The 22,490-nt window shown below is 55.5% G+C and carries 19 protein-coding genes, 1 tRNA gene and 1 other RNA gene; 12 read left to right on the forward strand and 9 right to left on the reverse strand.

Going from position 1 to position 22,490, the window contains the following annotated elements; genetic code table 11:
- Positions 1-15 precede the first annotated feature (15 nt).
- Positions 16-406: RNase P RNA component class A (gene rnpB / locus SYNCC9902_RS11825), an RNA gene on the reverse strand.
- A 38-nt stretch (positions 407-444) separates the two neighbouring features.
- Here rnpB and SYNCC9902_RS00840 point away from each other — a divergent pair.
- From SYNCC9902_RS00840 to SYNCC9902_RS00850, 3 genes are all read left to right on the forward strand, one after another.
- Positions 445-518: transfer RNA gene (locus tag SYNCC9902_RS00840), tRNA-Arg, on the forward strand.
- A 92-nt stretch (positions 519-610) separates the two neighbouring features.
- On the forward strand, positions 611-937 hold the full coding sequence (locus SYNCC9902_RS00845) for a hypothetical protein (protein ID WP_011359018.1): 327 nt from the start codon (positions 611-613) through the stop codon (positions 935-937).
- 37 nt (positions 938-974) lie between these two features.
- Positions 975-1,439 carry a hypothetical protein gene (locus SYNCC9902_RS00850; RefSeq protein WP_011359019.1) on the forward strand — a complete coding sequence of 155 codons (465 nt, stop codon included), beginning with the start codon at positions 975-977 and terminating at the stop codon, positions 1,437-1,439.
- Between the two features lie 74 nt (positions 1,440-1,513).
- On the opposite strand, the gene SYNCC9902_RS00855 is transcribed toward SYNCC9902_RS00850, so the two are convergent.
- Positions 1,514-4,036 carry a glycogen/starch/alpha-glucan phosphorylase gene (locus tag SYNCC9902_RS00855; RefSeq protein ID WP_011359020.1) on the reverse strand — a complete coding sequence of 841 codons (2,523 nt, stop codon included), beginning with the start codon at positions 4,034-4,036 and terminating at the stop codon, positions 1,514-1,516.
- A 288-nt stretch (positions 4,037-4,324) separates the two neighbouring features.
- Here SYNCC9902_RS00855 and SYNCC9902_RS00860 point away from each other — a divergent pair, with 288 nt between their 5' ends.
- Complete coding sequence (locus tag SYNCC9902_RS00860) at positions 4,325-5,701, forward strand: cation:proton antiporter (RefSeq protein ID WP_011359021.1); 1,377 nt, start codon at positions 4,325-4,327, stop codon at positions 5,699-5,701.
- Positions 5,702-5,721: 20 nt separating this feature from the next.
- Here the strand turns inward: SYNCC9902_RS00860 and SYNCC9902_RS00865 are convergent, their stop codons facing one another.
- On the reverse strand, positions 5,722-6,039 hold the full coding sequence (locus SYNCC9902_RS00865) for a hypothetical protein (protein ID WP_011359022.1): 318 nt from the start codon (positions 6,037-6,039) through the stop codon (positions 5,722-5,724).
- A 12-nt stretch (positions 6,040-6,051) separates the two neighbouring features.
- Between SYNCC9902_RS00865 and SYNCC9902_RS00870 the strand changes: the two genes are divergently transcribed.
- Together SYNCC9902_RS00870 and SYNCC9902_RS00875 are read left to right on the forward strand one after the other, a co-directional pair.
- Complete coding sequence (locus SYNCC9902_RS00870) at positions 6,052-6,963, forward strand: alpha/beta fold hydrolase (RefSeq protein ID WP_011359023.1); 912 nt, start codon at positions 6,052-6,054, stop codon at positions 6,961-6,963.
- 73 nt (positions 6,964-7,036) lie between these two features.
- Positions 7,037-7,885 (forward strand): galactose mutarotase, encoded by an 849-nt coding sequence (locus SYNCC9902_RS00875; protein WP_011359024.1) that lies wholly within the window; start codon positions 7,037-7,039, stop codon positions 7,883-7,885.
- Here SYNCC9902_RS00875 and SYNCC9902_RS00880 read toward each other — a convergent pair.
- A complete protein-coding gene (locus SYNCC9902_RS00880; RefSeq protein ID WP_011359025.1) occupies positions 7,870-9,069 on the reverse strand; it encodes an FAD-binding oxidoreductase in 1,200 nt (399 codons plus the stop codon). The genes SYNCC9902_RS00875 and SYNCC9902_RS00880 overlap by 16 nt on opposite strands.
- Positions 9,070-9,083: 14 nt before the next feature.
- On the opposite strand from SYNCC9902_RS00880, the gene SYNCC9902_RS00885 reads away from it, so the two are divergent.
- A complete protein-coding gene (locus tag SYNCC9902_RS00885) occupies positions 9,084-10,430 on the forward strand; it encodes a four-carbon acid sugar kinase family protein (protein WP_011359026.1) in 1,347 nt (448 codons plus the stop codon).
- Here the strand turns inward: SYNCC9902_RS00885 and SYNCC9902_RS00890 are convergent.
- The 3 genes from SYNCC9902_RS00890 to SYNCC9902_RS00900 form a co-directional block, all read right to left on the reverse strand.
- Positions 10,350-11,711, reverse strand: a complete 1,362-nt coding sequence (locus SYNCC9902_RS00890; RefSeq protein ID WP_011359027.1) for a (Fe-S)-binding protein — start codon at positions 11,709-11,711, stop codon at positions 10,350-10,352. The genes SYNCC9902_RS00885 and SYNCC9902_RS00890 overlap by 81 nt on opposite strands.
- 79 nt (positions 11,712-11,790) lie before the next feature.
- Positions 11,791-13,632: a hypothetical protein gene (locus SYNCC9902_RS00895; protein WP_011359028.1), complete on the reverse strand. Its 1,842-nt coding sequence runs from the start codon at positions 13,630-13,632 to the stop codon at positions 11,791-11,793.
- An 80-nt stretch (positions 13,633-13,712) separates the two neighbouring features.
- Positions 13,713-15,137 carry an NADP-dependent isocitrate dehydrogenase gene (locus SYNCC9902_RS00900; RefSeq protein ID WP_011359029.1) on the reverse strand — a complete coding sequence of 475 codons (1,425 nt, stop codon included), beginning with the start codon at positions 15,135-15,137 and terminating at the stop codon, positions 13,713-13,715.
- Between the two features lie 81 nt (positions 15,138-15,218).
- On the opposite strand from SYNCC9902_RS00900, the gene SYNCC9902_RS00905 reads away from it, so the two are divergent.
- Complete coding sequence (locus tag SYNCC9902_RS00905; RefSeq protein WP_011359030.1) at positions 15,219-16,151, forward strand: glycosyltransferase family 2 protein; 933 nt, start codon at positions 15,219-15,221, stop codon at positions 16,149-16,151.
- 81 nt (positions 16,152-16,232) lie between these two features.
- Here SYNCC9902_RS00905 and SYNCC9902_RS00910 read toward each other — a convergent pair whose 3' ends face one another.
- Together SYNCC9902_RS00910 and SYNCC9902_RS00915 are read right to left on the reverse strand one after the other, a co-directional pair.
- Positions 16,233-17,471, reverse strand: coding sequence for a ChbG/HpnK family deacetylase (locus SYNCC9902_RS00910; RefSeq protein ID WP_011359031.1), 1,239 nt, complete (start codon positions 17,469-17,471; stop codon positions 16,233-16,235).
- On the reverse strand, positions 17,468-18,217 hold the full coding sequence (locus tag SYNCC9902_RS00915) for a 5'-methylthioadenosine/adenosylhomocysteine nucleosidase (protein ID WP_011359032.1): 750 nt from the start codon (positions 18,215-18,217) through the stop codon (positions 17,468-17,470). Before SYNCC9902_RS00915 ends, SYNCC9902_RS00910 begins: the two co-directional genes overlap by 4 nt.
- 54 nt (positions 18,218-18,271) lie before the next feature.
- Between SYNCC9902_RS00915 and SYNCC9902_RS00920 the strand changes: the two genes are divergently transcribed.
- From SYNCC9902_RS00920 to SYNCC9902_RS00935, 4 genes are all read left to right on the forward strand, one after another.
- Positions 18,272-18,739 (forward strand): hypothetical protein, encoded by a 468-nt coding sequence (locus SYNCC9902_RS00920; protein WP_011359033.1) that lies wholly within the window; start codon positions 18,272-18,274, stop codon positions 18,737-18,739.
- A 74-nt stretch (positions 18,740-18,813) separates the two neighbouring features.
- Complete coding sequence (locus tag SYNCC9902_RS00925) at positions 18,814-19,527, forward strand: heme oxygenase (biliverdin-producing) (protein ID WP_041424720.1); 714 nt, start codon at positions 18,814-18,816, stop codon at positions 19,525-19,527.
- An 18-nt stretch (positions 19,528-19,545) separates the two neighbouring features.
- The gene (locus SYNCC9902_RS00930; RefSeq protein WP_011359035.1) at positions 19,546-20,610 is read left to right on the forward strand and encodes a glycosyltransferase; all 1,065 of its coding nucleotides are present in this window, start codon (positions 19,546-19,548) and stop codon (positions 20,608-20,610) included.
- A 37-nt stretch (positions 20,611-20,647) separates the two neighbouring features.
- A complete protein-coding gene (locus SYNCC9902_RS00935) occupies positions 20,648-22,489 on the forward strand; it encodes an ABC transporter ATP-binding protein (protein WP_011359036.1) in 1,842 nt (613 codons plus the stop codon).
- Position 22,490: the final 1 nt, after the last annotated feature.

Below are 22,490 nucleotides of genomic sequence, written 5' to 3' on the forward strand. Positions count from 1 at the left end.
GCCTGACTGGATTAGGGGTGAAAGCAGGACATAAGCCGGGTTCTGTTCACACCACCACAGAGGTTGGTCTGCAGAGGGTGGGTGGTTATCTATCTGGGACCGCCGTTGCCGACGGCCTCGAGCGGCGCATAAAGCGGAACGGGGCAGATGGCCAGCCATCGTTCCTTGGCCTTGCTCCCAGCCGGGGTTTACCGAGCCAGCACCTCTCGATGCTGCTGGTGCGCTCTTACCGCACCTTTGCACCCTTGCCTGTGCCGGCGAACCGGCCATCGGCGGTGTGTTTCTGTGGCACTCTCCTCACGGTCACCCGCACTGGGCGTTACCCAGCAAGCCTGGCCATCGGGGAGCCCGGACTTTCCTCAATTGAATCGCGAACGATTCAATTGCAACCACCTCGCCTGCTTTCAGCCCTCATCATGCCTCGTTGGCATAATTAAGGAATCTGGGGCTGTAGCTCAGCCGGATAGAGCAACGGTTTCCTAAACCGTAGGTCGTGGGTTCGAGTCCCGCCAGCCCCGTCACGAGCTTTTCTGCCGGTAGCCAACGCTACATCTGGTGGGGTGGCCAGTTCGCTCACCACCGCTAGTGTTAGTCCACTCAGGCGGGCGCCATGACCCAGCTTCACGACCTTCGTTTGCGTCTTCTTGTTCAGCAGGAAAGCGAACAGATCGCTGATTCCCAGCCTGCAGACCTTGATTTGTCGGTGGTTCAAGCGCGCTGTCTTTGTTGGTTGGCATTGCTGGCTGAAGCCCATGAAGACCAAGCCAGTGATGCTGAAGGGCGCGGTGATACGGAGCAGGCCATGGGCTGGTTTGCGGATTCCATGCGTCTCCGGGATGTAATCGGGGTGGTGTCGTCGATTGAAATCCCTCTCCCTGGGGTGCTCGACGCGGATCAATCCGATGCTGGCGACAACCGCGGCGCTGAGGCGGCTTGACGGGTGTCATAGTGGAGAACGACTAAGAGGGACTGCGGTGCCGGACGAGCCCTGCCAATGCCCGGACTGCCAGAGGTTTTACAGGGAGCACGATCGGCTCATCCGTGAATCTCCAACCCTGCGTCAGCAGCAAGAACTGAACTGGGCGGCGTTGCAGTCGTTTCGGACCTTGTCCGGTCGTGTCTTGGAAGAACTCCAGAAGCAACAGGTTCCCAGGCAGGCCGCTGAATCAGCAACGCCTGCACCGTTGAGTTCTTCGGCGGCACCTGACGAGGCCACAGACACCATCCAGCAGGCCATTGCTGATCTGGAGAACATCAATGCTCACTTGTTCTCCATTGAGGCCTTGATGGAGCGCGTGTTTGATGTCCGAGTTCCGGAGGACATCGAGCAAAAATTCCGTGAATTGGCCGGCGAGTTGGCACCCGATCCTCTGAATGTGGATCGTTTACGCCTCAATCGTCTTTTGCATCAAACCCCCGACTTTCCAGATCGCGGCTGAAGGACGATCCGATCTTGAGGTTGAAATGGATGGTTGAAAAAGCCCTGGTGTTGAACCAGGGCTTTTTTGATGGATCAACGCGCGTCGCAGGTGATTTCCAAGTTGAGCGGATCGACGTTCCAAATGTTTTGGCAGTACTCCCTGATCGAACGGTCGGAGGAGAAGAAGCCTGAACGGGCGGTGTTCAGCACAGACATGCGCTGCCAATGCATCTGATCACTCCAGGCCAGACTCACCGCGTCTTGGGCTCGTACGTAATCAGCAAAGTCGGCCATCACATAGAAGGGGTCATGCCCCATGAGGTTGTCCAGGAGTGGGCGGAACAGTTCTCCGTCGCCGTTGCTGAAGTGGCCCGTCTCCACGAGGCGGATCGCTTCCTGCAATTCCGGCATCGCTTCGATGAAATCCCGAGGGCGATAGCCGCTCTGCTGAAGCGCGCTGATCTCTTCAACGGTTCTGCCGAAGAGGAAGAAATTGTCTGCACCCACTAAGTCTCGGATTTCAACGTTGGCGCCATCGAGGGTTCCGATGGTGAGTGCGCCGTTCATGGCAAATTTCATGTTGCCGGTGCCGGAGGCTTCCTTGCCAGCTGTGGAGATTTGCTCTGAGAGATCCGATCCCGGATACACCTGCTCACCCAGCTTCACGCTGTAATCCGGTAGGAACACCACCCGCAGTCGTCCGTCCATATCTGGATCGGAATTCACCGTTTCAGCGATGCCATTGATGAAGCGAATAATTAGCTTCGCCATGTAGTAGCCGGGAGCGGCTTTCCCGCCAAACAGCACTGTGCGCGGTGCCATGTCACCCGCTTGTCCATTTTTGATGCGCAGGTATTGGGTGATGATTTGCAGCGCATTTAAGTGTTGGCGCTTGTATTCATGAATGCGCTTCACCTGCACATCGAAGAGGGAGGAAGGATCCACCAAAACACCGGTGTTGCGGTGGATGTAGCTGGCGAGCTTGCGCTTCACTGAGAGCTTGGTGCTTGCCCAATGCTCAAGAAAAGCGTGATCATTTTGGCGTTCTTCCAATTTGCGTAGGTTGTCCATGTTGGACATCCAGTCGCTGCCCACGTGCTGATCCAGCAAGGTGGACAGCTCTGGATTCGCGAGGGCCATCCAGCGCCGGGGGGTGACACCGTTGGTGACGTTGGTGAATTTGTCTGGCCACAGAGCAGCGAATTGCGGCAGCAAATCGCTCTTCACGAGATCGGAGTGAAGCGCAGCTACGCCGTTCACATGGTGGGCACCAATGGTGGCGAGGTGGGCCATCCGGACAGCTTTGTTTCCCTCTTCATCAATGATCGAGAGCCGACTCAAGATGGCTTCATTGCCCGGGTAGCGCAGTCGCACCTGTTGCAGGAAGCGTCGATTGATTTCATAGATGAGCTCCAGATGACGGGGTAACAGGCTTCTGAACATGTTCAGATCCCACTTCTCCAGGGCTTCTGGTAGCAGGGTGTGGTTGGTGTAGGCCACGGAGCGGGAGGTGATGTCCCAGGCCCGATCCCATTCCAGATGGCGATCATCGATCAGCAAACGCATCAGTTCCGCTACGGCGATCGCTGGGTGCGTGTCGTTCAGCTGAACGGTCCAATACTCCGGAAAGTCTTCGGCGCTCAGGCCGCGATGGTCGAGGCTGCGCAGCATGTCCTGGAGCGAGCAGCTCACAAAGAAGTGCTGCTGCTTCAAACGCAGACGCCGCCCTTCATCAGTGCCGTCGTTGGGATAGAGCACCTTAGAGAGGGTCTCGCTCCCCACCTTTTCTTCCACAGCACCGGAGTAATCGCCGATGTTGAAGGCATAAAAATCGAAGCTTTCAGCCGCATCAGCGCGCCACAAACGCAGCCGATCGCAGATGTTCACCTTGTAACCAAGGACTGGCACGTCATGGGGGATGCCAATGGCGTGTTCAGCAGGAATCCAGCGGGATCGGTAGTTGCCCTTCTCATCGACGTAGCTCTCGGTGCGGCCCCCAAAACCCACAAAGCACGACTCATCGGGTTGGGGTAGCTCCCAGGGCCAACCTCCTTTCAACCATTTGTCGGTGATTTCCACCTGCCATCCGTCACGGATCAGCTGGTCAAAAATTCCGAATTCGTAGCGAATGCCATATCCCGTTGCTGGAATCTTCAGGCTTGCCAACGAGTCCATGTAGCAGGCTGCTAGCCGCCCCAAACCACCATTTCCAAGACCAGGCTCTTCTTCTACATCGAGGATTTGCTGGAGCGATTCGATGCCGAAATTGCGGAGAGCCTCTTCTGCTTCCTGTTGAATCCCCAAATTGAGCAAATTGCTGTTCAGCTGGGGGCCGATCAAGAATTCAGCGGAGAGATAAGCCACCGATTTCTGCGGTTTGGCGCGCAGCGCTTCGGTGGTAGCGAGGTACCGCACCATCAAGCGATCACGGACGGCGTAACTCAGCGCCATGTAGAGATCGTGACGACTGGCCGTCGATGCAAGTTTGCCGAGGGTGAAGAACAAATGTTCCGTCATGCCATCGAACACGCCCTTGGCATCGAGCCCCACACGTTCAGGATCGTTATGACAACCGGGGGTTGGCAGGCGTAGATCGAAGGGTTGGGAGGCAGTCATGACGACAGATATCTGAGAGAGCGGCAGCCCCCATGGGCAGCTGATTACACAGATGTTGATGAGCTATCGCCAGACGTGCAGCACTAATTGTTGATATGCGGAGGATTCAGCCAATCGTTGTTGGGCCCCTGAGCGAAGCCGTCAAGTCCGGAAACGACATCACACCCGAGATTCAGCCCAGATTTCATCACTGACCCGCTTCAAGTTGTTTCCGTTCAAAACGGACCACCCGATGGACAGTCTGTTGGGTCATTCACCATTAATGTCGGCTCAAATCACCCGGCACCGATGCTGCTCCCCTCACTGCTGAGCGAAATCAGCAGTCATGACCTGGAGGTCGCCGAAACGCTGATCGGGATTCTCCGTTTTGTCTTGATTTTCGTGGGTGCACGCACTCTGTCGGAGATTTTGGTGCGGCTTGAACTGCCCACAATTCTTGGTGAACTGCTGGCTGGCGTGATCATTGGTGCCTCAGGGCTCCACTTGTTGGTTCCTCCTGAAACGCAAGTTCAGCTCAGCGGTGCTTTTGCTGATGTGATTGCCGGAATGGCGCACATCCCTGCGGAGGAAGTGCCTGTTTTGTACAACGAGAGTTTTGGGGCGCTTCAGTCGGTGGCCACCCTTGGCCTCTATTCACTGCTGTTCCTTACGGGACTGGAAAGTGAGCTGGATGAATTGATGGCTGTTGGGAAGCAGGCCTTCTCGGTGGCCGTGGTGGGCGTAGTGCTCCCCTTTGCCCTGGGAACCCTTGGCCTGATGAGCCTTTTCCATGTCGATGCCATCCCGGCCATTTTTGCGGGGGCATCGATGACAGCCACCAGCATTGGTATTACGGCCAGCGTGTTTGGAGAACTGGGCTATCTGCGCACCCGCGAGGGTCAGATCGTGATCGGCGCCGCTGTTCTAGATGACATCCTCGGCATCGTGATCCTTGCGGTGGTGGTGTCGTTGGGTGCAGGTGGCAGTCTCGATATCGCTCCGATTATTCAATTAGTCGTCGCCGCAGTGTTGTTCGTTGTTGTTGCCCTTGTGCTCAGTCGTAAGGCAGCGCCAGCCTTCGATTGGGTAATCGATCAGCTCAATGCTCCCGGCGGCAAATTGGTGGGCTCCTATTTGTTGTTGGGTGCTAGTTGCTTTGCAGCCACAGCCATTGGTTTAGAGGCGGCCCTCGGCGCTTTCGCCGCTGGTTTGATCGCCAGCACGTCGAAGCACCGGCATGAGATTCAAGCGGCGGTGACGCCCATCGTTGGCTTGTTTGCCACTGTCTTTTTCGTGCTGGTGGGAGCCGGAATGGATTTGTCGGTGATCAATCCTTCTGATCCAGAGGCTCGTTCGGCTTTGGTGATTGCGGCCTTCTTATTTGTTGTTGCCGTGATCGGCAAGGTGGTTGCTGGGTGGGCCGTGTTTGGCAAAGAGCCCACCAATCATCTGGTGGTGGGGCTGGGCATGATGCCCCGTGGCGAGGTGGGCTTAATTTTCCTTGGCCTTGGCACGGCGTCTGGATTGCTTAGCCCAGGGTTGGAAGCAGCGATTCTTTTGATGGTGATCGGCACCACCTTTTTGGCCCCAGTTCTGCTGCGATTGGTGCTCAAAGACAAGCCGCCAGAGGATGGCAATCAGGTGCCCGAGGAGTTCGCTGCAGATCCCCTTGGTGGGTCGTCATGACCTACCCGTTGGAGTTTTGATTATTCCGCCCGAGAAGCGGCGATGATCAACAGACTCCAGCCAATCGCAATGAATCCCAGGCTTGAGGCCCAGCCTGGGCCAAGGGCCCAGCTTGCGATGAGCTGGGTGACCACTCCAACGCCAAGGGCCAACAGCAGGCTGCTGATCACCAAGGTGATTTGACGCCACTTCTCTGAAAGCCGACTATCCGTGAGGCTGGCCTCAAAGGCAGACAAGGGGCCGCTCAAGGGGACGTAGAGAGCGATGGCCCAGAGCAGAGCACCGCGCCACACCGATGGATCGGCGAGTGGTCCACCAAAGGCGATGTAGTCCTGCATTCGAACTTTGGCGTGGGCTTCCTAGCATCGCGCCACTTGCCTTTTGTTGTGGAGATCAGTCCCTGGAGCCATCTCGGCCATGCCGTCCATACGGTGTGTCAGGAACCGGATCAGCCGATTCCCTCCGATCGTCCCGCTCTTTTGCTGGTCCACGGCTTTGGAGCCTCCACGGACCATTGGCGGTACAACATTCCCGTGTTGTCCCGCAGTCATCCGGTCCACGCGATCGATTTGCTCGGTTTTGGTCGGAGTGCCAAGCCCGCCACTCTTCAGTACGGCGGTGCCCTCTGGCGTGACCAGCTCGTGGCCTACGTGCATGAGCGGATTGGGCGACCAACGGTGATCGCCGGTAACTCTCTTGGGGGATTCGCAGCCCTTGCAGCGGGTGCGGCCCTTGGTGAGGACTGCGCTGGTGTGGTGTTGCTCAACGCAGCGGGCCCCTTCAGTGACGAACAAAGACCTCCCAAGGGATGGGGTGCCATCGCTCGGCAGAGCATTGGGACGGCCTTGTTAAAGAGTCCTGTGGTTCAAAGAATCCTGTTCGAGAACCTCCGCCGTCCGGCCACGATCCGTCGCACCTTGAACCAGGTTTATGTGGATAAAACCAATGTGGACGACTGGCTGGTGGAGGCGATCCGACGTCCGTCGATGGACCCTGGGGCCTTCGGGGTGTTTCGCACCGTGTTCGATATTCCGAGTGGTCAGCCCCTCGATGAATTGTTTGCCGAGCTCACGGCTCCCTTGCTGCTGCTGTGGGGCATCCGTGACCCCTGGATCAATGCACCGGGGCGCCGATCCACCTTTCAACGCCATGCCCCAGAAGCCACCAAAGAGGTGGTGTTAGACGCCGGACACTGCCCCCACGATGAGGTTCCGGAGCAGGTGAATGCGGCTTTACAGGAGTGGCTGGCTGAACTCAATTAAGAGATCTGCTGCCAAAGGTTCATCCCGGCGCTAGGCCGGTTAGTGCAACCTCTCTCTGTTTTGGCGGACGCCGATGACTCTGACGCAGCAATCCTCGCCCTATGCGCACTGGGAGTTTGTGCATCCTGAAACAGGAGATCGCCTTCGGATCATTCCCGAACGCGGCGGCATTGTGAGCGAGTGGCGCTGCAAGGGGCGTGAAGTCGTTTATTTCGACCAAGAGCGTTACGCCAATCCAGCGAACAGCATTCGGGGTGGGATCCCTGTGCTGTTTCCGATCTGTGGCAACTTGCCGGGGGATCTGCTCCGGGTTGATGGTCAAGACCACACGCTGCAACAGCATGGTTTTGCTCGCAATTTGCCTTGGCAGTTGCAGGTTCTTGACGACCAGCAAGGGGTGCGGGTCAGCCTGTCCAGCACGGAAGACACGTTGAAGGCCTATCCATTTGCGTTTGAGGTCGCCATGGATGTGCGTCCAACACCGGCGGCGTTGGAGATCACAACCACCATTCAGAACCGCAGCTCTGCGGAGATGCCCTTCAGCTTTGGGTTGCATCCGTACTTCAACATCAGCGACCTCTCCCAAACCCGTTTGACAGGTTTGGCAGACCGCTGCCTGAATCACTTGGAGATGGCCGATGCGGAGACTGCCGCTCAGCTGACTCGGCTTCCAGAGGGCGTGGACTTTTTGTGCCGGCCGGCCGGTCCGGTCACTTTGATCGACGATGCAACGGGCGCGCAGCTCCAGCTTCAGCATCAAGACCCGATGGACCTCACCGTGGTTTGGACGGAGCCTCCCCGCAAAATGGTGTGCCTGGAACCCTGGACTGGCCCGCGTCAATCCCTCGTGAGTGGTGATCGCAAATTGGTCTTGCAGCCTGGGGCGGAGCAGACCCTCTCCTGTCGCTATGCCCTGGTCTGATGCTGATCAACCCCAGGTAGCCGTCCTCGGCTGAGTTGCTGGAGGGGATCAAACTGACGTTTGACAGCTTCAATCACCGGCCGAGCTGGTGTATCCCTCCAAGCCACCAATGGTTGATCTCTGGTTTGCACCAGCACCATCAGCTGTCCTCCGAGGGATTCCACTTGGCGTCGTAGGGCTTCGATTTGGAAGGTCGGTGCGGCGTCGCTGCACCAGCCGTCGCCGCAGCCGGCTCCGGCTGCCAGCTCCCAAGACCAACCCTTGAGTGAGGCCAAGGCCTCGCTGGTGATCAGTTGATGCATGCTTGCTGCTGGCAGCACCAGGCGCAGAACCTGGGATGGCTTCTGGCACCGCATCGCCACATCGAGTGGCGATGCACATGGTTTGGGATTGGCTTGCAGCCCATGCTCTGTGGCGAGGGACTGAATCCGGTTGAGCTGATCCTGAACGGCTTGATCCGACACGCTGCTCAACACGAGGCGCAGTGCCCAGCTGCCATTCCCTGAGCATTGCCAATCACAGCGTTCTGGAGTGAGGGTTGACAGCAGTAGCGCAGCCCGGAAGCGTTCTAAATCTGCGAGTGCGCCGGTGAGCAGCAGGCCCGCATGGGCGGGTCGGATCGGTTGCACCCGCAGGGTGACCTCCGTAATCAGCGCCAGGCTGCCCCAGCTGCCGCAGAGCAGTCGCATCAGGTCGTAACCAGCCACGTTTTTGACAACGCGACCGCCGGCTTTGGCGGCTGTTCCATCACTTCGCAGTAGCCCAATCCCGATGATTTGGTCGCGGATGCCGAGGTGCCGTTGCCGCAGGCCACCGGAGAGCCCGCGGGCGATGAGCCCGCCAATGGTTCCGGCCTGAGATTGGGATTCATCGTCCGATCGATCCGTTGTCGTCGGTTCCCCGCCGCGGGGCCAGTCCACCGGTAGCCACTGACCTTGCGCCGCCAGTAAACGTTGCAGGTCCACAAGGGGGAGTCCCGCCTCCACGGTGATCGTGAGATCGTCCACGGCATGGTCGATCACCTGATTGAGGTGCTGGCAGCTGAGCACCGCATGGTCGGGATCCAGTGCTGGTCCCCAGTCCAAACGGGTTCCTTGGCCACTGGGGATCCAGGGGGTGGAGTCTTGATGCCACTGGCGCACCAGGGTGATCAGCTCGGCTCGGGTTGCAGGGGTATGGCTCACGGCACGATGGTGCCATGAAGGTTGTGGTGATCGACGACGACCCCACCGGCTCGCAGGCGGTGCATAGCTGTCCTTTGCTGCTGCGCTGGGATGTTCAAGCTCTGCGCCGTGGTTTGCGCCATGGCTCGCCGTTGCTGTTTGTGCTGGCCGATACCCGCTCCCTCACACCAGATGCCGCAGCGCAACGCAACCGGGAGATCGTCACCAACCTTGAAGTGGCTCTTACGGAGGAAGGCCTCGACCGCTCGGAGATTCAGCTCGTAAGCCGCGGCGATTCAACCCTGCGTGGCCATGGGGTGTTGGAGCCAGCTGTTTTGGAGCGTTGTTTTGGTCCGTTTGCGGCCACCTTGCACGTGCCGGCGTTCATTGAGGGGGGGCGCACCACGGTGAATGGTGTGCATCTGCTCCATGGGGAGCCCGTCCACACCACTCCTTTTGCCAAGGATCGTTGGTACGGATTCAGCACAAGTGATCTCTCCCAGTGGCTGGAGCAGAAGAGTGCTGGTGCCATCTGTGCGGCTGATGTGGTGAAAGTCAGCCTCGAAGACCTGGATCAGGCTTCAACAGGGGGGATGCCCCACTTGATCCAACGGTTGGCGGCCCTGCAAGGGAATGTCGCCGTAGTGGTGGATGCGGAGCATCAATCGCAGCTGTCTGCCCTCGCGGCTGCTGTGCTGGCCTTGAAAGGCGAACGGCGGTTTCTCTTCCGCTCAGCGGCAAGTGTGGTGAAGGCCCTGGCCGACCCCGGTCCCCAGCCGTTGGATTCGGATGGCTTGGCCCGCTTGCGACGACGCGGCCTCAACGGGGAGGAGCTTCCTGGGTTGGTGATGGTGGGTTCCCATGTTCCGCTGGCTGATCAGCAGCTCATGCGGTTGCTGGCGGATCCCAGCTGCATCGGCCTTGAACTGCCTGTACGGCGCATTGCCCGGGTTTTGGAAGGTGGAACGCCAGACCTGCTGTTGCTGGATTTAGAGCGGGAGTGGTGCGAGCAACTTCAAGCCCTGTTCCAGTCGGGTCGAACGCCGGTGTTGTTCACCAGCCGCGGTGAGATCAGATTGGCCAGCGCGTCGGCGGGACGCTTGTTGTCCCAAACCATCGCGCGTCTCATGGGGCGTCTTGCCAATGCTGTGGCACCCGGTTTGGGCTACCTGATTAGCAAGGGGGGGATCACCTCCCAAACCTTGTTGGCGGATGGGTTGGGTCTGGAGGCGGTGGAGCTGGAAGGTCAGTTGATGCCTGGGCTATCGCTTGTGCGTCCTTCGGAGGGTGTCGCGCAAGACTTACCGATCCTCACGTTTCCGGGAAACCTCGGTACTGAAGGCACTTTGTTCGAGGCTTGGCAGCGGATGCAAGCCAGCTGATGCTGCTAACAGTTCCATCGGGTGGTGCACCGGCTGACGTCCCTGGAGATGCCGGCGTAGTTGCAAGGTGCAACCGATGTTTGCGCTGGCCACGAGCGCTGCCCCAGTGTTGCTGAGGTCGTTCGCCTTGATCGTTCCCAGCTCTGCGGCCTCCTCCGGTTGTACAAGGTTGTAGATACCGGCGCTTCCGCAACACACGCCGGCTTCCATCGGTTCTCTCAGTTCGAGATCAGGGATGGCGGCGAGCAGGGTGCGTGGCTGTTGCTGAATGCCTTGGCCATGGATCATGTGGCAAGCGTCATGCATGGCCACTGCCTTGGCGATGGGCTTCAGCTGGGCGGAAAAGCTGTCGCTCAACCCCACGTTGGTAAGGAATTCATGCACGTCCAAAACCGGCGCCCGGAAGCCGTTGCTGTTTTGCAGGATCTCGCCATAGGCCTTCATCGTGTGGCCGCAACCGGAGGCTGCTACCAGCACCGCGTCGAGCTCTCCTTCGATCGCATTCATGCTGTCAACAAGGGCTGAAGCCAGTTGGCGGGTGAGCTCCATCTCCCCTTGGTGGTGACTCACGGCACCGCAGCAGCCCTGATCAGGGGGGAGAACCACCTCAAACCCATTCGCTTGAAGCACGCTCACCGTGGCCGTGTTCACGGATGGATCGAAGCAGCGTTGGACGCAGCCCAACAGCAGCGCCACCCGGCCGCGGCGGGGGGCGCTGGCAGGGTTCACCGTTGGCAACGCATCGTCGAAGGCAGTGGCTGCCAGGGATGGCAGCAGCTGTTCCATCGCTTCGATCCCTGGGCCAAACAAGCGGGTCAGGCCACTGCGGCGGGCAAGGGCCTGGATGGGGGTGCCGGCGTAGAGCCGCAGCGGCTGGAGTAGAGCCCGAAGCCGGCGTGGGTAGGGCAACACCTGCAGGAGCAGCTGACGAAAACTGATTTGCCAGCTGCTGCGCAATTTGGCGTTGTTCAGTTTCGGTCGAGTGGCTTCGATCAGCTGGTCGTAACGGACGCCAGAAGGACATGCCGTGACGCAGGCATAACAACCCAGGCAGGTGTCGAAGTGGCTTGCAACGGTGGCGTCGAGTTCCAGTTCACCGGCTTCGATCGCCCGCAGGGCATGGATGCGGCCACGGGGTGAGTCCATCTCACTGGCCAGAACGCGATAGCTGGCACAGGTGGGTAAGCAAAATCCGCAATGCACACAGGGATCGGCGGCTCCGGCGGGTAAGCCTGGGAGAGATGTGGATGACGTGGGGTCGGCGCTGAGTGGCTCGCTCATTGAGGAAGTCTGGCTTCCTCGGTACGTGAACGGCTGTCCTGGACAAGGAAATGTTGTTGATTGACCCGTTGCGAGAGCTTCATTGCCGAATAGCCGTGATTCTGCGGATAACCCCGGTTCGTTCGCTGGGATTGTGCTGGTAGATCAGATCTGTCTCGAGATTCTTCAGGATTGGCTCAATCAGGCTGATTTTTTTGTCAAGGTTCGCAATTAAATCGCCAACCTTCGGGGTGTAGTTAGAGCGTTTGTAAGCACCATCTTTGACGATAAATTTCTCTTTATTTGGGATGTATTCAATCAAAGAAGTGTAGGGAATTCGATTCAAATGGCGATGGGCTGAAAGTCTTGAATTTGTGTTGATGATGATGTTCACATTGTCACCAGATTCGCGAATTGTTCGGGTAACTTCGTCGAGCTTTTCGTACGTCAGCTGGACGTATGATTGTTCAAATTTTTGTTCTGAAATGTTATTGATGAATGTATCTTTAGCTGTCCCATGTTCAGCTCCAATAACGATTGCAGATGCTAGAGCGGCTCCAACAATCTTTTTTCTTCCCTTAATATTTTGATTGCTGCCTTTCTCTGCGATTGCAATCCATGCCCACGCAATATTAATAGTCGCAATTAGTTGAAAAGGGAGTGCAAGGTAGCTGCTTGTATCCAACTCATATGTAGCAGCTAGAGCGAAAGCGTATGCAAAGCCTGAGAGGTTGATAGCGTCGAGGAGATTGAAATGGGTCTTCTTTTTGGCAATGCTGATTGCTCGGACTGTTGAGATGAGTGCGAAAAGATAAAAGCGTAGGTCAAGAACGATGTTGAAAGCAGAGTTAGCGTTGTAAGCCCCTTCGGATGCATAGCTGCTGGGAATCAAGGCTAAAATGATATAGCTAGTGATAAAAACTAGTGAAAGGCTGCAGAGCCAATATTCGAGTGGTTGGTCCCTGCTAAAAGATGGAAGAAAATGACTAAAATGTTTAGCTTTGTGCCGCATGTTGATTGTATCTGCTGCCCAGATGCTTGCCGGCGGGATGATGAATAGCAGAATAGCGATGTCCTTTATATAGATCCCAATCAGGGCCCACAAAAGTGTGGTGTAGAAGGTTGAATTGCTTCTTGTTTTTAGGTGTAGAAGGTATGCATTGATGTAGAGCATGAATGCCAGGCATAGTAGTCTTTCGCAGTAAATGACTTGGAAAAAAGCTGTTCCCGTTGAGGGGTGAATGAGCAGTAGTGATGTGATCAGTAACACTGTTGATGCCCTCGCCCATGGCTGTTTCCCCAGGTTGTTGAGGAATCGCACGCTCAAAAGAATGATGCCGATGAGCTCTGCTGCGCTGAAGAGCATCCAGGTTTTGATGTGAATGCTGAACCAACTCAGAATGTGAAGATCTTGATGGGCTAAGGGAAAGAAGCGATAGTCCGTGCGGCGCATTGTTGCTTCAATGAAGCTCTCTCGCACAGAAAAATGATCGAGAAAATATCCTTTAACTAAGTCTGGATACCAGCCGAGCATATCTTTGTAGAGATATGTCGTTCCTGAAATCATCGCCACGGTGTAAGCGATGAGCAGCACTGTTGTGACTGGGTTGTTGTGAAGGAACTGCAGACACGATTCCACCGGTCGTGGAGAAGTTTGATCGCTTTTATGAGCCTCTCGTTTTTTGCTGACGTAAATCCTGTTGATCAGATATCCCACTGCAAGCAGAAGAAGAATCAACCAGATGTCATGGGTAAGCCCCTGGTATTGGCGTAGGAGAGCTCTGCCGGCTTTTGAGTCGGGTAGGGGAAGAAGTGGTCTGTTGTGTTGCAGCCAGACCCAGCAGCCCATGCCCAATGTGCTGATGCTGCAGAGTGCGATCAACAGTCGTTTCAGCGCTGTATCGCCGCCCAAGCCTTCGACAGCGTTCGATTGATCGCTCATGGCTGCTAAGGGTGGATATGACTAATTTTTGAACTGCGAGTCGGCATTCTTGCGGAGCGAGAGCGCTCGTTCGGCCTGAATTAGAAGTGACGAATCACGGCGTCAGCGAAGCCGCTGCAGCTCACGGGATCCACTTGAGGCTCCATCAAACGTGCGAGGTCGTAGGTGACTTCACGGTTGGCAATGGCGGCGCTCAGCCCTTTGGTGATCAGATCGGCTGCCTGTTGCCAACCCAAAAATTCGAGCATCATCACGCCGCTAAGGATCACTGAGCCCGGATTGATGCGGTCGAGGCCGGCATGCTTCGGTGCCGTGCCGTGTGTCGCCTCAAAAATGGCAGCTTTTTCTCCGATGTTGGCTCCCGGTGCCATGCCCAATCCACCCACCATCGCTGCGGCGGCATCTGAGATGTAGTCCCCGTTCAGGTTGAGGGTGGCCAGGATCGAATACTCCTGTGGTCGGGTTTGTATCTGTTGAAAAATGCTGTCGGCGATGCGGTCGTCAACAAGCACCATGGCCTTCCACTTCCCCTGGCCATGGCTGCTGCCGATGGCGTCGATCACAGCTTGCACCTCTGCATCGATGTCGGCTTTTTTCTCTGGAGTGAGGCTGTCGTATCCCGGCTCGATCATGCGGGCGTTGGCCTGCACGCTCAGGTCGGTGTCCTTCTCGAGGTTGCCGAGGATCCAGCTCTCGCGTTCAGTGATACAAACATCACGGAACTCACTGGTGGCGAGCTCGTAGCCCCAGTCACGGAAGGCCCCTTCCGTGAACTTCATGATGTTGCCCTTATGCACCAGGGTGACGTGACGCTTGTTCCCCTCGAGCCGCAAGGCATGTTGGATTGCCTTACGAATATGGCGCTGGCTACCGTGCTTGCTCACAGGTTTGATCCCGATGCCTGATCCTTCTGGGATTTGGCGTTGACCCAACTTTCCGTTGGCAGGGATCACGACGTCGTTGAGGTATTGGCGCAGCTCTTGGCCAACGGCATCGTCGGCTTCCCACTCGATCCCCATGTAGATGTCTTCGGTGTTCTCCCGGTAAACGATCACGTCCAGGTCTTGAGGACGCTTATGGGGGCTGGGGGTGCCTGCGTAGTAGCGGCAAGGCCGCACGCAGCAATAGAGATCAAAAATTTGTCGAAGGGCCACGTTCAGGGAGCGGATGCCGCCTCCCACTGGGGTGGTGAGGGGCCCCTTAATTGCCACGCCGTAGGTGCGGATCGCGTCAAGGGTGTCCTCGGGGAGGTACTGGTAAGTGCCATACAGGTCACAGGCCTCGTCGCCGGCGTACACCTTGAACCACTCAATGGATTTAGTGCCGCCATAGGCCTTGGCTACAGCCGCATCGAGCACCTTTTGCGTCGCGGGCCAAATGTCCACCCCCGTTCCATCACCTCGGATAAATGGAATGATCGGATTATCGGCAACCACGGGTTGACCGTTCTCGAAGCGGATCGCAGTGCCTGTGATGGGGGCAGTGAGCTTCTCGAACTTGACCATGACGGGTGATCGTGCTTCAGCCCTTGGAGCCTATGACTGAGCGGGGTGGCTCTACGGTTCAGCCGGAACCGGAGGCGTGTGATGGCTAGCAATGCTCTCTGGGTCGTTGCGGCCTGCTTCAACGAAGAGACGGTGATTCCTCGGTTTATCGAGCGGGTGATCGCACTGCCGGAGGTGGATCGTTTGCTGTTAATTGATGACGGTTCATCCGATGCCACGGTGACCGTTATTCGTCAGTGGCAAGCGCAGCACCCCAATGCTGGGGTGGTTCTCCTTGAGCTCACAAGGAATTTCGGGAAGGAGGCAGCGATGCTGGCCGGCCTCGACCATGTTGACGGCGAGTGTTCTGCAGCATTGCTGATTGATTCAGACCTGCAACACCCGCCTGAACGCATTCCAGCGATGGTGGCGGCCTGGCGTGACGGGGCTGAGGTGGTCACGGCTGTTCGTGACGATCGTGATGAAGAATCCCGGCTGAAGGTGGCAACAGCCTCATGGTTTTATCGGGTGTTCAATCGACTGGTGGATTCCATTCAGTTGCAGGAAGGAGCGGGTGATTTCCGGCTGCTGTCCGCCCCAGTGGTGGCCGCTATCACGCAAATGCGTGAGGCCACGCGCTTTTCCAAGGGTTTGATGCCCTGGACTGGGTATCGCAGCGTGGAGATTCCATACAGCCGGGTAGCCCGTGCTGGAGGGCAGACCTCTTGGAATTCGATCAAGCTTTGGCGTTATGCCTTAGACGGCATCTTCTCGTTCTCGGTACGACCCCTAAAAGTGTGGGGAGTGATCGGTGTGCTGATTTCTTTTTTGAGCTTTATCTATGCCGCCCTGATTGTGTTGCGAACGTTGGTGTTGGGTGCGGACTTGCCAGGCTATGCCTCATTAATTGTGGCGATTTTGTTCCTCGGTGGAATTCAGCTCATTGGTATTGGTGTGTTGGGGGAATACATCGGTCGGATTTATGTCGATGTCAAGCGACGGCCGCATTATTTTGTTCGAGGTATTTATCGATAGATCTTTTCGAGAGTATTTGATTTGAGGAATTTTGCGTAATAAAGAGGATATTGATTGCCTGACTTCCTAGAAGTAGCGCTGTCAGATTTTCAAGTTCTTTATCGCTTGCCATTCTTGCTGTCGCTGAGGCGACGAGAAAAACGCGAATGATTCAGTGAATTGGTGTTCTTGCATAACATCACCGCCACCTGGTTGAGCGGGGTGGATCAGCAGCATTGCTCTCGAGCCGTTTTCGGAGGTGTTTTGGAAATGGTTGGTGTGCCAACAGCATTCCAGAGCTGCTCCGGTCATCCGACCGGTGAACAGCACCCCGGCAAAGCTTTGGTTTGTGCCCATGTTGGCGGCCCGTAATTTCGGTCTGGCGAGACTGGTGAGGCACTGCAGCACCAACCACTTCAATGCTCCGCCTTGGCGGAAACAATCCCACCACAGATGGAGGGGCAGGTTGGTTGGTAGGGGCTCCGCTGTCGTTCGGATCCAGGTCACCTGTTCGCGCTGGGCCAGCCCCAGCACGGTATCCAGCACCATCGGGATCAGATGGACGTGCTGATGGCCATCAAGATGAATTTCGTTCGTTCCAGTGAGCTGCTGGTAGCGACTGATTTGCTGGCGGAGGCTGCGCCGAATTTGTGGCTTCAGTCGGCGTCGTTGCCAGGGCAACCATGAGGCTAGGAGTAAGCGTCCAAAGCTTGTTGGTAGGTCCACATTGGCGGAGTCTCCAGGACCTTCCGTGAGGCAGAGATGGAGGTAAAGCGCTGGAGGATTCGGTAGTTGTCGCCAGGTGTCAGTTGCTGTCTTGGCGGAGGGCCCATTCACCAACAAGCTGGCCCCATCGAGCCGGCCTGATTGATTGAGATCGAAAATGGCGTGATCAACTCCAGCCGCAAGGCCGAGGTCATCGGCATGAAGTAATGGTGGCGTGCCGCTTTGAAAACGTTGTCGGGCGCTGAACCGCGCAGCGCGGCTCCAAATCAGGGCATTGAGAACTGTGGGCGTGAACACCAAAATGACCGTGCGAAGGATGGGTTGCATCCATGCCCCAAGGATCAAGGGCAGCAAGGCGCACACACTCAGGTTCACCGCGTACTGGAGCGCCAGCCAGCGGCGGGCAAAGCGTTTGCCACCGGTCTCCTCCCGGAAGGTCACCAACGCATGGCCCACATAGCCAGCCAGAGACGCCGCTAGAAAAGCGATCGGGTTGGCCAGGCTGAGGGAGATCCAATTGCTGAGCAGCAACAGAATTACGGCGTGAACGGCCGCGGCAACAATCCCAACGGCTCCATAGCGACCCAACCGCCCCAACAACCTCGTTTTGTTCATCGCTTAGGTGCCAGCTCCACCCGTGACAACAGTGCCTGAAGAAGACACCAAGCCCGGTGGTCGTACATCTGGATGAAGTCTCCGAAGCTTTGGGCTGCACTGGCATCGGCACCATCCGAAATCACCCGCAGCACGAGCCATGGCATGCCCTCCTGTTCCGCCACCTGTGCAACGGCAGCACCTTCCATTTCCACGGCCTTGAGTCCAGGTAGCGCCTCGCGCAGGGCATCCAGCACGTCGGCATCGCCGATGAAGCGGTCCCCCGTCGCGATCAGTCCGGTGCTTGGCAGTCCAAATCCGTCGAGTTCTCCCTCTTGAGCAGCCTGGGCCAAGGCTGTGGAGGCCCATCTCAACCAGCTGGTGTCGGGGTTGAGTTGGGCCCGGTTTAGGGCTGGCAGGGTGAAGCGCGGGAAGAGCGGTCTTGAATCCATATCGTGTTGCACGACGGCATCGGCAAGCACGACATCCCATTGCGTGAGGGCTGGATCGGCGGCGCCGGCGACGCCCGTAAATAGCAGGAGATCAATGTCAGGCGCAGAACTCAGCAGCCGCGTTGCCGCTCGAGCGGCGCTCACCTTGCCCCATCCGCTCCAGGCGAGGCTTAGGCGGATGCCCTCTGCCCAAGTCCCGTGATGGATGGTGAGGTCGCCATGCTGTTCACTCTCAAGCAGCTGGAGATGGCTCAGGTCAGAGCCGATTTCTTCGGGCATTGCACCCAGAACACCGATATGCAATGCGCGTGCCATGGATTTATGAACCTGGCGCAACCGTAACGGCGGCCCCTTGCCGCCCCCTGCAAGATGAGCCCAATTGATCAGTGTGTTGTGAACGCGGGCGAGTCAGTGAGGAGCGTTGCCCAAGTGCGGGCCGTTGCCTCCACGGTCAACTTGGTGCGTGAACAGTTCCCAGCAGCGAAGCCGAATCTGCGGCCTTGGCGGGACGACGCCCAGACCCGTCAGTGGGATGAACCCGAATCGCTCGACCTCTCGTTTCATTTCCCTGGTTGGAGTCCGCGCCTTCAGTGCCGAAGCCTGCTTTTACAACTTCGTTTTCAGAACCATGAAGGCGATGAGGTTCAGAAATTACTCGGTGTGTTGATTCGCGGGATGACCTACGACGGTGAGCGCTGGCGATTAGCCACGGTGGGGGACTGGATCCCAGAGGGCTCCCACGTACCCCAAGCGGAGCAGGCAGCACAACTGCGTCAGATGTGTCGCGATCTGTTCCTTTTGTTCGATTTAAAGGTTCATCAACGCGAAGACCCGTAACCCTTCGCAACGCTCGTGACTACAGCGCCAAAACTCCTTATAGGGTCTTGGAATTGGTGATCTCGATAGCATTCATGTCCGTCGCACTTGCTGCTCAGCTCAGGGAAGGCACGAAAAAGGCCCACACGATGGCCGAAAACACCGGTTTTGTGAGCTGCTTCCTCAAGGGTGTTGTTGATAAGTCCAGCTACCGCAAACTCGTTGCCGATCTCTATTTCGTCTATGAGGCGATGGAAGAAGAGATCGACAAGCTCGCAGAGCATCCAGTCGTTGGTCCTGTGGGGAAGAAAGAGCTGAATCGAGTTGAATCCCTCTCGCAAGACCTTGCCTATTACTTCGGAGAGAATTGGAAGGAAGAAATCCAGCCATCGCCATCTGCTGCACTGTATGTGGAGCGGATTCATGCCCTTGCGAAAGAGTCTCCTGAATTATTGGTTGGGCACCATTACACCCGCTATATGGGAGATCTTTCCGGTGGTCAGATTCTGAAAAATATTGCTCAGAAAGCAATGAATATGGATGGAGACGATGGTCTTCGTTTTTATATTTTCGACGATATTGCTGATGAGAAAGGGTTTAAAACGATGTATCGCTCCACGATGGATGAGCTACCCATCGACCAAGCGATGGCTGATCGGATCGTTGAGGAAGCCAACAACGCTTTCCACCTCAACATGAAAATGTTCCAGGAACTTGAAGGCAACCTGGTTGCAGCAATTGGCAAGGTGCTGTTTGGTTTCCTGACCCGTCGTCAGCGGACAGGTAGTACTGAGGCTGCCACTGCTTGATCTGTCACTGCTTGATCTGTGGTCACAACGCTGATTCGCTTTCTGGTTCCTGGCACCAGCAATAGGTTCCGATGTGGCGGACTCAGCGTTGAGTTGCAAACAGCTCGTCTTGTATCCGGCCTCTGTGCAACTGAAGTTGTCACGTATCGGCAGCGCCAGTTGGATTCTCCCTTTTTAGACGACTGTCTAAAAGCTGAGAAGCCGGATCCAGGTGTTCTTTGGATTGTGAGTTGGGGCTTCGATGTCCCGGGTTTAATTCGACGACTGAGAGGACATCGTGTCGCTTATCACGCCCACAGCAGTGGGTATGGATTCTCTCTTCCGCCAAATGTTCCGGTTTTGGCAGTCAGCAGAAACACGCTGGGTTATTGGGGAGCACGGGCCCCTCGAAATTCGCTCCATTTGCTTCCTAATGCCCTGGATGAGGCTTGGTTGAAGCGTGGAGCTCGTGGGAGTACTGAGCTGCGCCCCATAGACGTTTTGGTGCAAGCACGGAAGTGCAGCCCATATGTGCTGAATCAGTTGGTTCCAGCGTTACGCAGTTCAGGTTTGATTGTTGAAGTTCAGACTGGATGGGTAGAGGATTTAGTTGATCTTTTTAATCAATCAACTGTTTATATCTACGATTCGGCTGAGTATTGGAGAAGCCGTGGCGTGTCGGAGGGTTTTGGTCTGCCGCCGCTTGAAGCCTTAGCCAGTGGCTGTGTGGTGTTCTCGAGTTTTAATCATGCTCTTTCAGATTACGCAAATCCGGGATTCACTACACATCAAATCGGTTGCTCAAGCCTTGTCTTTGACCAACAACGCATTATTTCTGCGGTGAATGCGCCTCAACAATGGTCTGCAGATCCATTTGCGATTGATCGGCTGTTGGATGATTGTTCTGAAAAAATTCTGATATCACGTTGGAAGACTTCACTGACCAATCTGGATGCTTTGAATGCATTGCAAATGGACGGCCATCCTTATCTCAAAACTATTCCTGGCTGGCGCTTACGTCTTCGTGATTGGTTGGGAAGAGTAGCAACAGTGGTCAATCGGTTGCCTGTCTGGCCTGCGTCATCAAAGCGAAAGGGGGCTTAAGACCTTATGGTCAGGGTGCTGTTCAAATCTGGTGCAAATGAATCGCCGGGTGCAGCAATTTTCATTAAAAAGTCAGACTTGGACTGAACTTTCCGCTCTTCTTGGAAAGCTTCCAAGACGTCGGAAGCGTCTGCTTGGACTTGTTCTTCTGGCTTCGTTTTTTCAGGGCATTTTAGATATTCTCCTGATTGCCTTTTTGGCACGTTTTGTTGGTTTATTTTCTGGCGCAAAGCTCGACGATCGATTACCAGGTGTTTTGGTTTTTGGAGGTGGATTACTAGATCAGGCGGGATGGCTTTTGGCTCTCTTAATCGCATCATTTTGGCTGACATCAGGACTTCGTTTTGCAGTCGCTTATATGCAAAGTATGTTGAGTGCGGAAATATGGAATGATCTGGTTAATCAGGTTTATATGAACGTTTTGAGGCAGAGGTATGAGTTTTTTGTGCAAAATAAAACAGCCAATTTGTCTGAGCAATTTAATAGAATTCTAAATAGTGTTTCGACAAAAGTTGTTAGTCCGTTGATTGCAATTTCTGGCAATGCTTTGTCAGTGTCTTCGTTGATGATAGGTGTTGTTTTTGTTCTTGGTTGGAGCGCCTTTTTTATCTTCAGCCTGATGTTGTTGGCCTATGCATCGGCTTCGCTTCTGATTACTCCATACTTGCGTTTAGCGACAAAGCAGCGTGTTCGCTATGGTCGCCGAATCAATTTATTGCTGATGGAGTCATTGCGATCAATTCGTGATGTTCAGCTTTATTCTGTAGATCAATATTTTATATCTCGTTTTTCCAGTGATGGTGTTATTGCTAAGCGATACGATCGTTTAACTCGGTTGCTGCCAGATGTCCCGAGATTTGTCATTGAGCCTGCAGGAATTACCATCCTATTCATGATCGGTTTGGCGCCAGCAGTTCTTGGCGGAGATGCTTCGGATGTTAGAAATGCGATCCCATCTTTATTCGCAATCATGTTCACTCTGCTGAAGGTATCAGGGCCTTTGCAAAATACTTTCAGGAGTTTAAATCGTCTTAGAGGGGGGCTTCCAGAGATCAAAGATGCTTTGGAGTTGCTTGAGCTTCAGTCAGAGCGGATGGTGTTGACGTCCCCTGGTGTGCCAACAACCGATGGTGTAATGCCGAGGCGTTTAATTCAACTTAAAGATGTAAGTTTTTCGTATCAAGGCAGTGATAAAAAAGTTGTTAATGGAGTCAATTTATCGATTCCCGTCGGATCAAGAATTGCACTGGTTGGTCGTACTGGAAGTGGCAAAACAAGCTTGGCCCATCTTCTCTTGGGACTATTGCAGCCAACATCCGGAGAGCTTGTATTGGATGGGATCCCAGTCAACAGTCTTGATTTGCCAGCTTGGCAAGCGAATTGCGCATTAGTTCCACAAGATATCCGATTACTTGATGGCAGTATCCGCGATAACGTTGCATTTGGTGTAAACCCTTCTCAAATCAACGATGATGATGTTTGGGCTGCACTGGCAATTGCTCAATTTGACGAAGTTGTTGCCCAGATGAATTATGGCCTTTACACCATGATTGGTGAAAATGGAATCAAGCTTTCTGGAGGCCAGCGCCAGCGCTTGTCCCTTGCAAGATCCTTTTATCGCGGCGCCAAGGTTCTAGTCCTGGATGAAGCAACCAGTGCCCTCGATAACAAAACTGAATACGATCTAATGCAAGGACTTGATCTTGTTGGTCGTCGTTGCACGACAGTTGTGATCGCACACCGTTTAAGCACCGTTAGAAAATGCGATCGCATTTATGAAATTAGTGACGGCCAAGTTATTGCCTCTGGAAACTTCGATGAGCTCTACGCTGGCTCATCATCCTTCCGTGAGATGAATTTGCTTGGGGAAAGTCATTAAT

The organism is Synechococcus sp. CC9902, assembly GCF_000012505.1.
Lineage (GTDB): Bacteria > Cyanobacteriota > Cyanobacteriia > PCC-6307 > Cyanobiaceae > Parasynechococcus.

Bases quoted from the DNA above. Each gene is read 5' to 3' on its own strand.
- SYNCC9902_RS00905 (WP_011359030.1), top strand. From the start codon at position 15,219: ATGGCTAGCAATGCTCTCTGGGTCGTTGCGGCCTGCTTCAACGAAGAG.
- SYNCC9902_RS00855 (WP_011359020.1), bottom strand. From the start codon at position 4,036: ATGACTGCCTCCCAACCCTTCGATCTACGCCTGCCAACCCCCGGTTGT.
- SYNCC9902_RS00885 (WP_011359026.1), top strand. From the start codon at position 9,084: ATGAAGGTTGTGGTGATCGACGACGACCCCACCGGCTCGCAGGCGGTG.
- SYNCC9902_RS00900 (WP_011359029.1), bottom strand. From the start codon at position 15,137: ATGGTCAAGTTCGAGAAGCTCACTGCCCCCATCACAGGCACTGCGATC.
- SYNCC9902_RS00865 (WP_011359022.1), bottom strand. From the start codon at position 6,039: ATGCAGGACTACATCGCCTTTGGTGGACCACTCGCCGATCCATCGGTG.
- SYNCC9902_RS00925 (WP_041424720.1), top strand. From the start codon at position 18,814: ATGTCCGTCGCACTTGCTGCTCAGCTCAGGGAAGGCACGAAAAAGGCC.
- SYNCC9902_RS00920 (WP_011359033.1), top strand. From the start codon at position 18,272: ATGAGCCCAATTGATCAGTGTGTTGTGAACGCGGGCGAGTCAGTGAGG.
- SYNCC9902_RS00875 (WP_011359024.1), top strand. From the start codon at position 7,037: ATGACTCTGACGCAGCAATCCTCGCCCTATGCGCACTGGGAGTTTGTG.
- SYNCC9902_RS00915 (WP_011359032.1), bottom strand. From the start codon at position 18,217: ATGGCACGCGCATTGCATATCGGTGTTCTGGGTGCAATGCCCGAAGAA.
- SYNCC9902_RS00910 (WP_011359031.1), bottom strand. From the start codon at position 17,471: ATGAACAAAACGAGGTTGTTGGGGCGGTTGGGTCGCTATGGAGCCGTT.
- SYNCC9902_RS00895 (WP_011359028.1), bottom strand. From the start codon at position 13,632: ATGAGCGATCAATCGAACGCTGTCGAAGGCTTGGGCGGCGATACAGCG.
- SYNCC9902_RS00935 (WP_011359036.1), top strand. From the start codon at position 20,648: ATGAATCGCCGGGTGCAGCAATTTTCATTAAAAAGTCAGACTTGGACT.
- SYNCC9902_RS00860 (WP_011359021.1), top strand. From the start codon at position 4,325: ATGCTGCTCCCCTCACTGCTGAGCGAAATCAGCAGTCATGACCTGGAG.
- SYNCC9902_RS00890 (WP_011359027.1), bottom strand. From the start codon at position 11,711: ATGAGCGAGCCACTCAGCGCCGACCCCACGTCATCCACATCTCTCCCA.
- SYNCC9902_RS00845 (WP_011359018.1), top strand. From the start codon at position 611: ATGACCCAGCTTCACGACCTTCGTTTGCGTCTTCTTGTTCAGCAGGAA.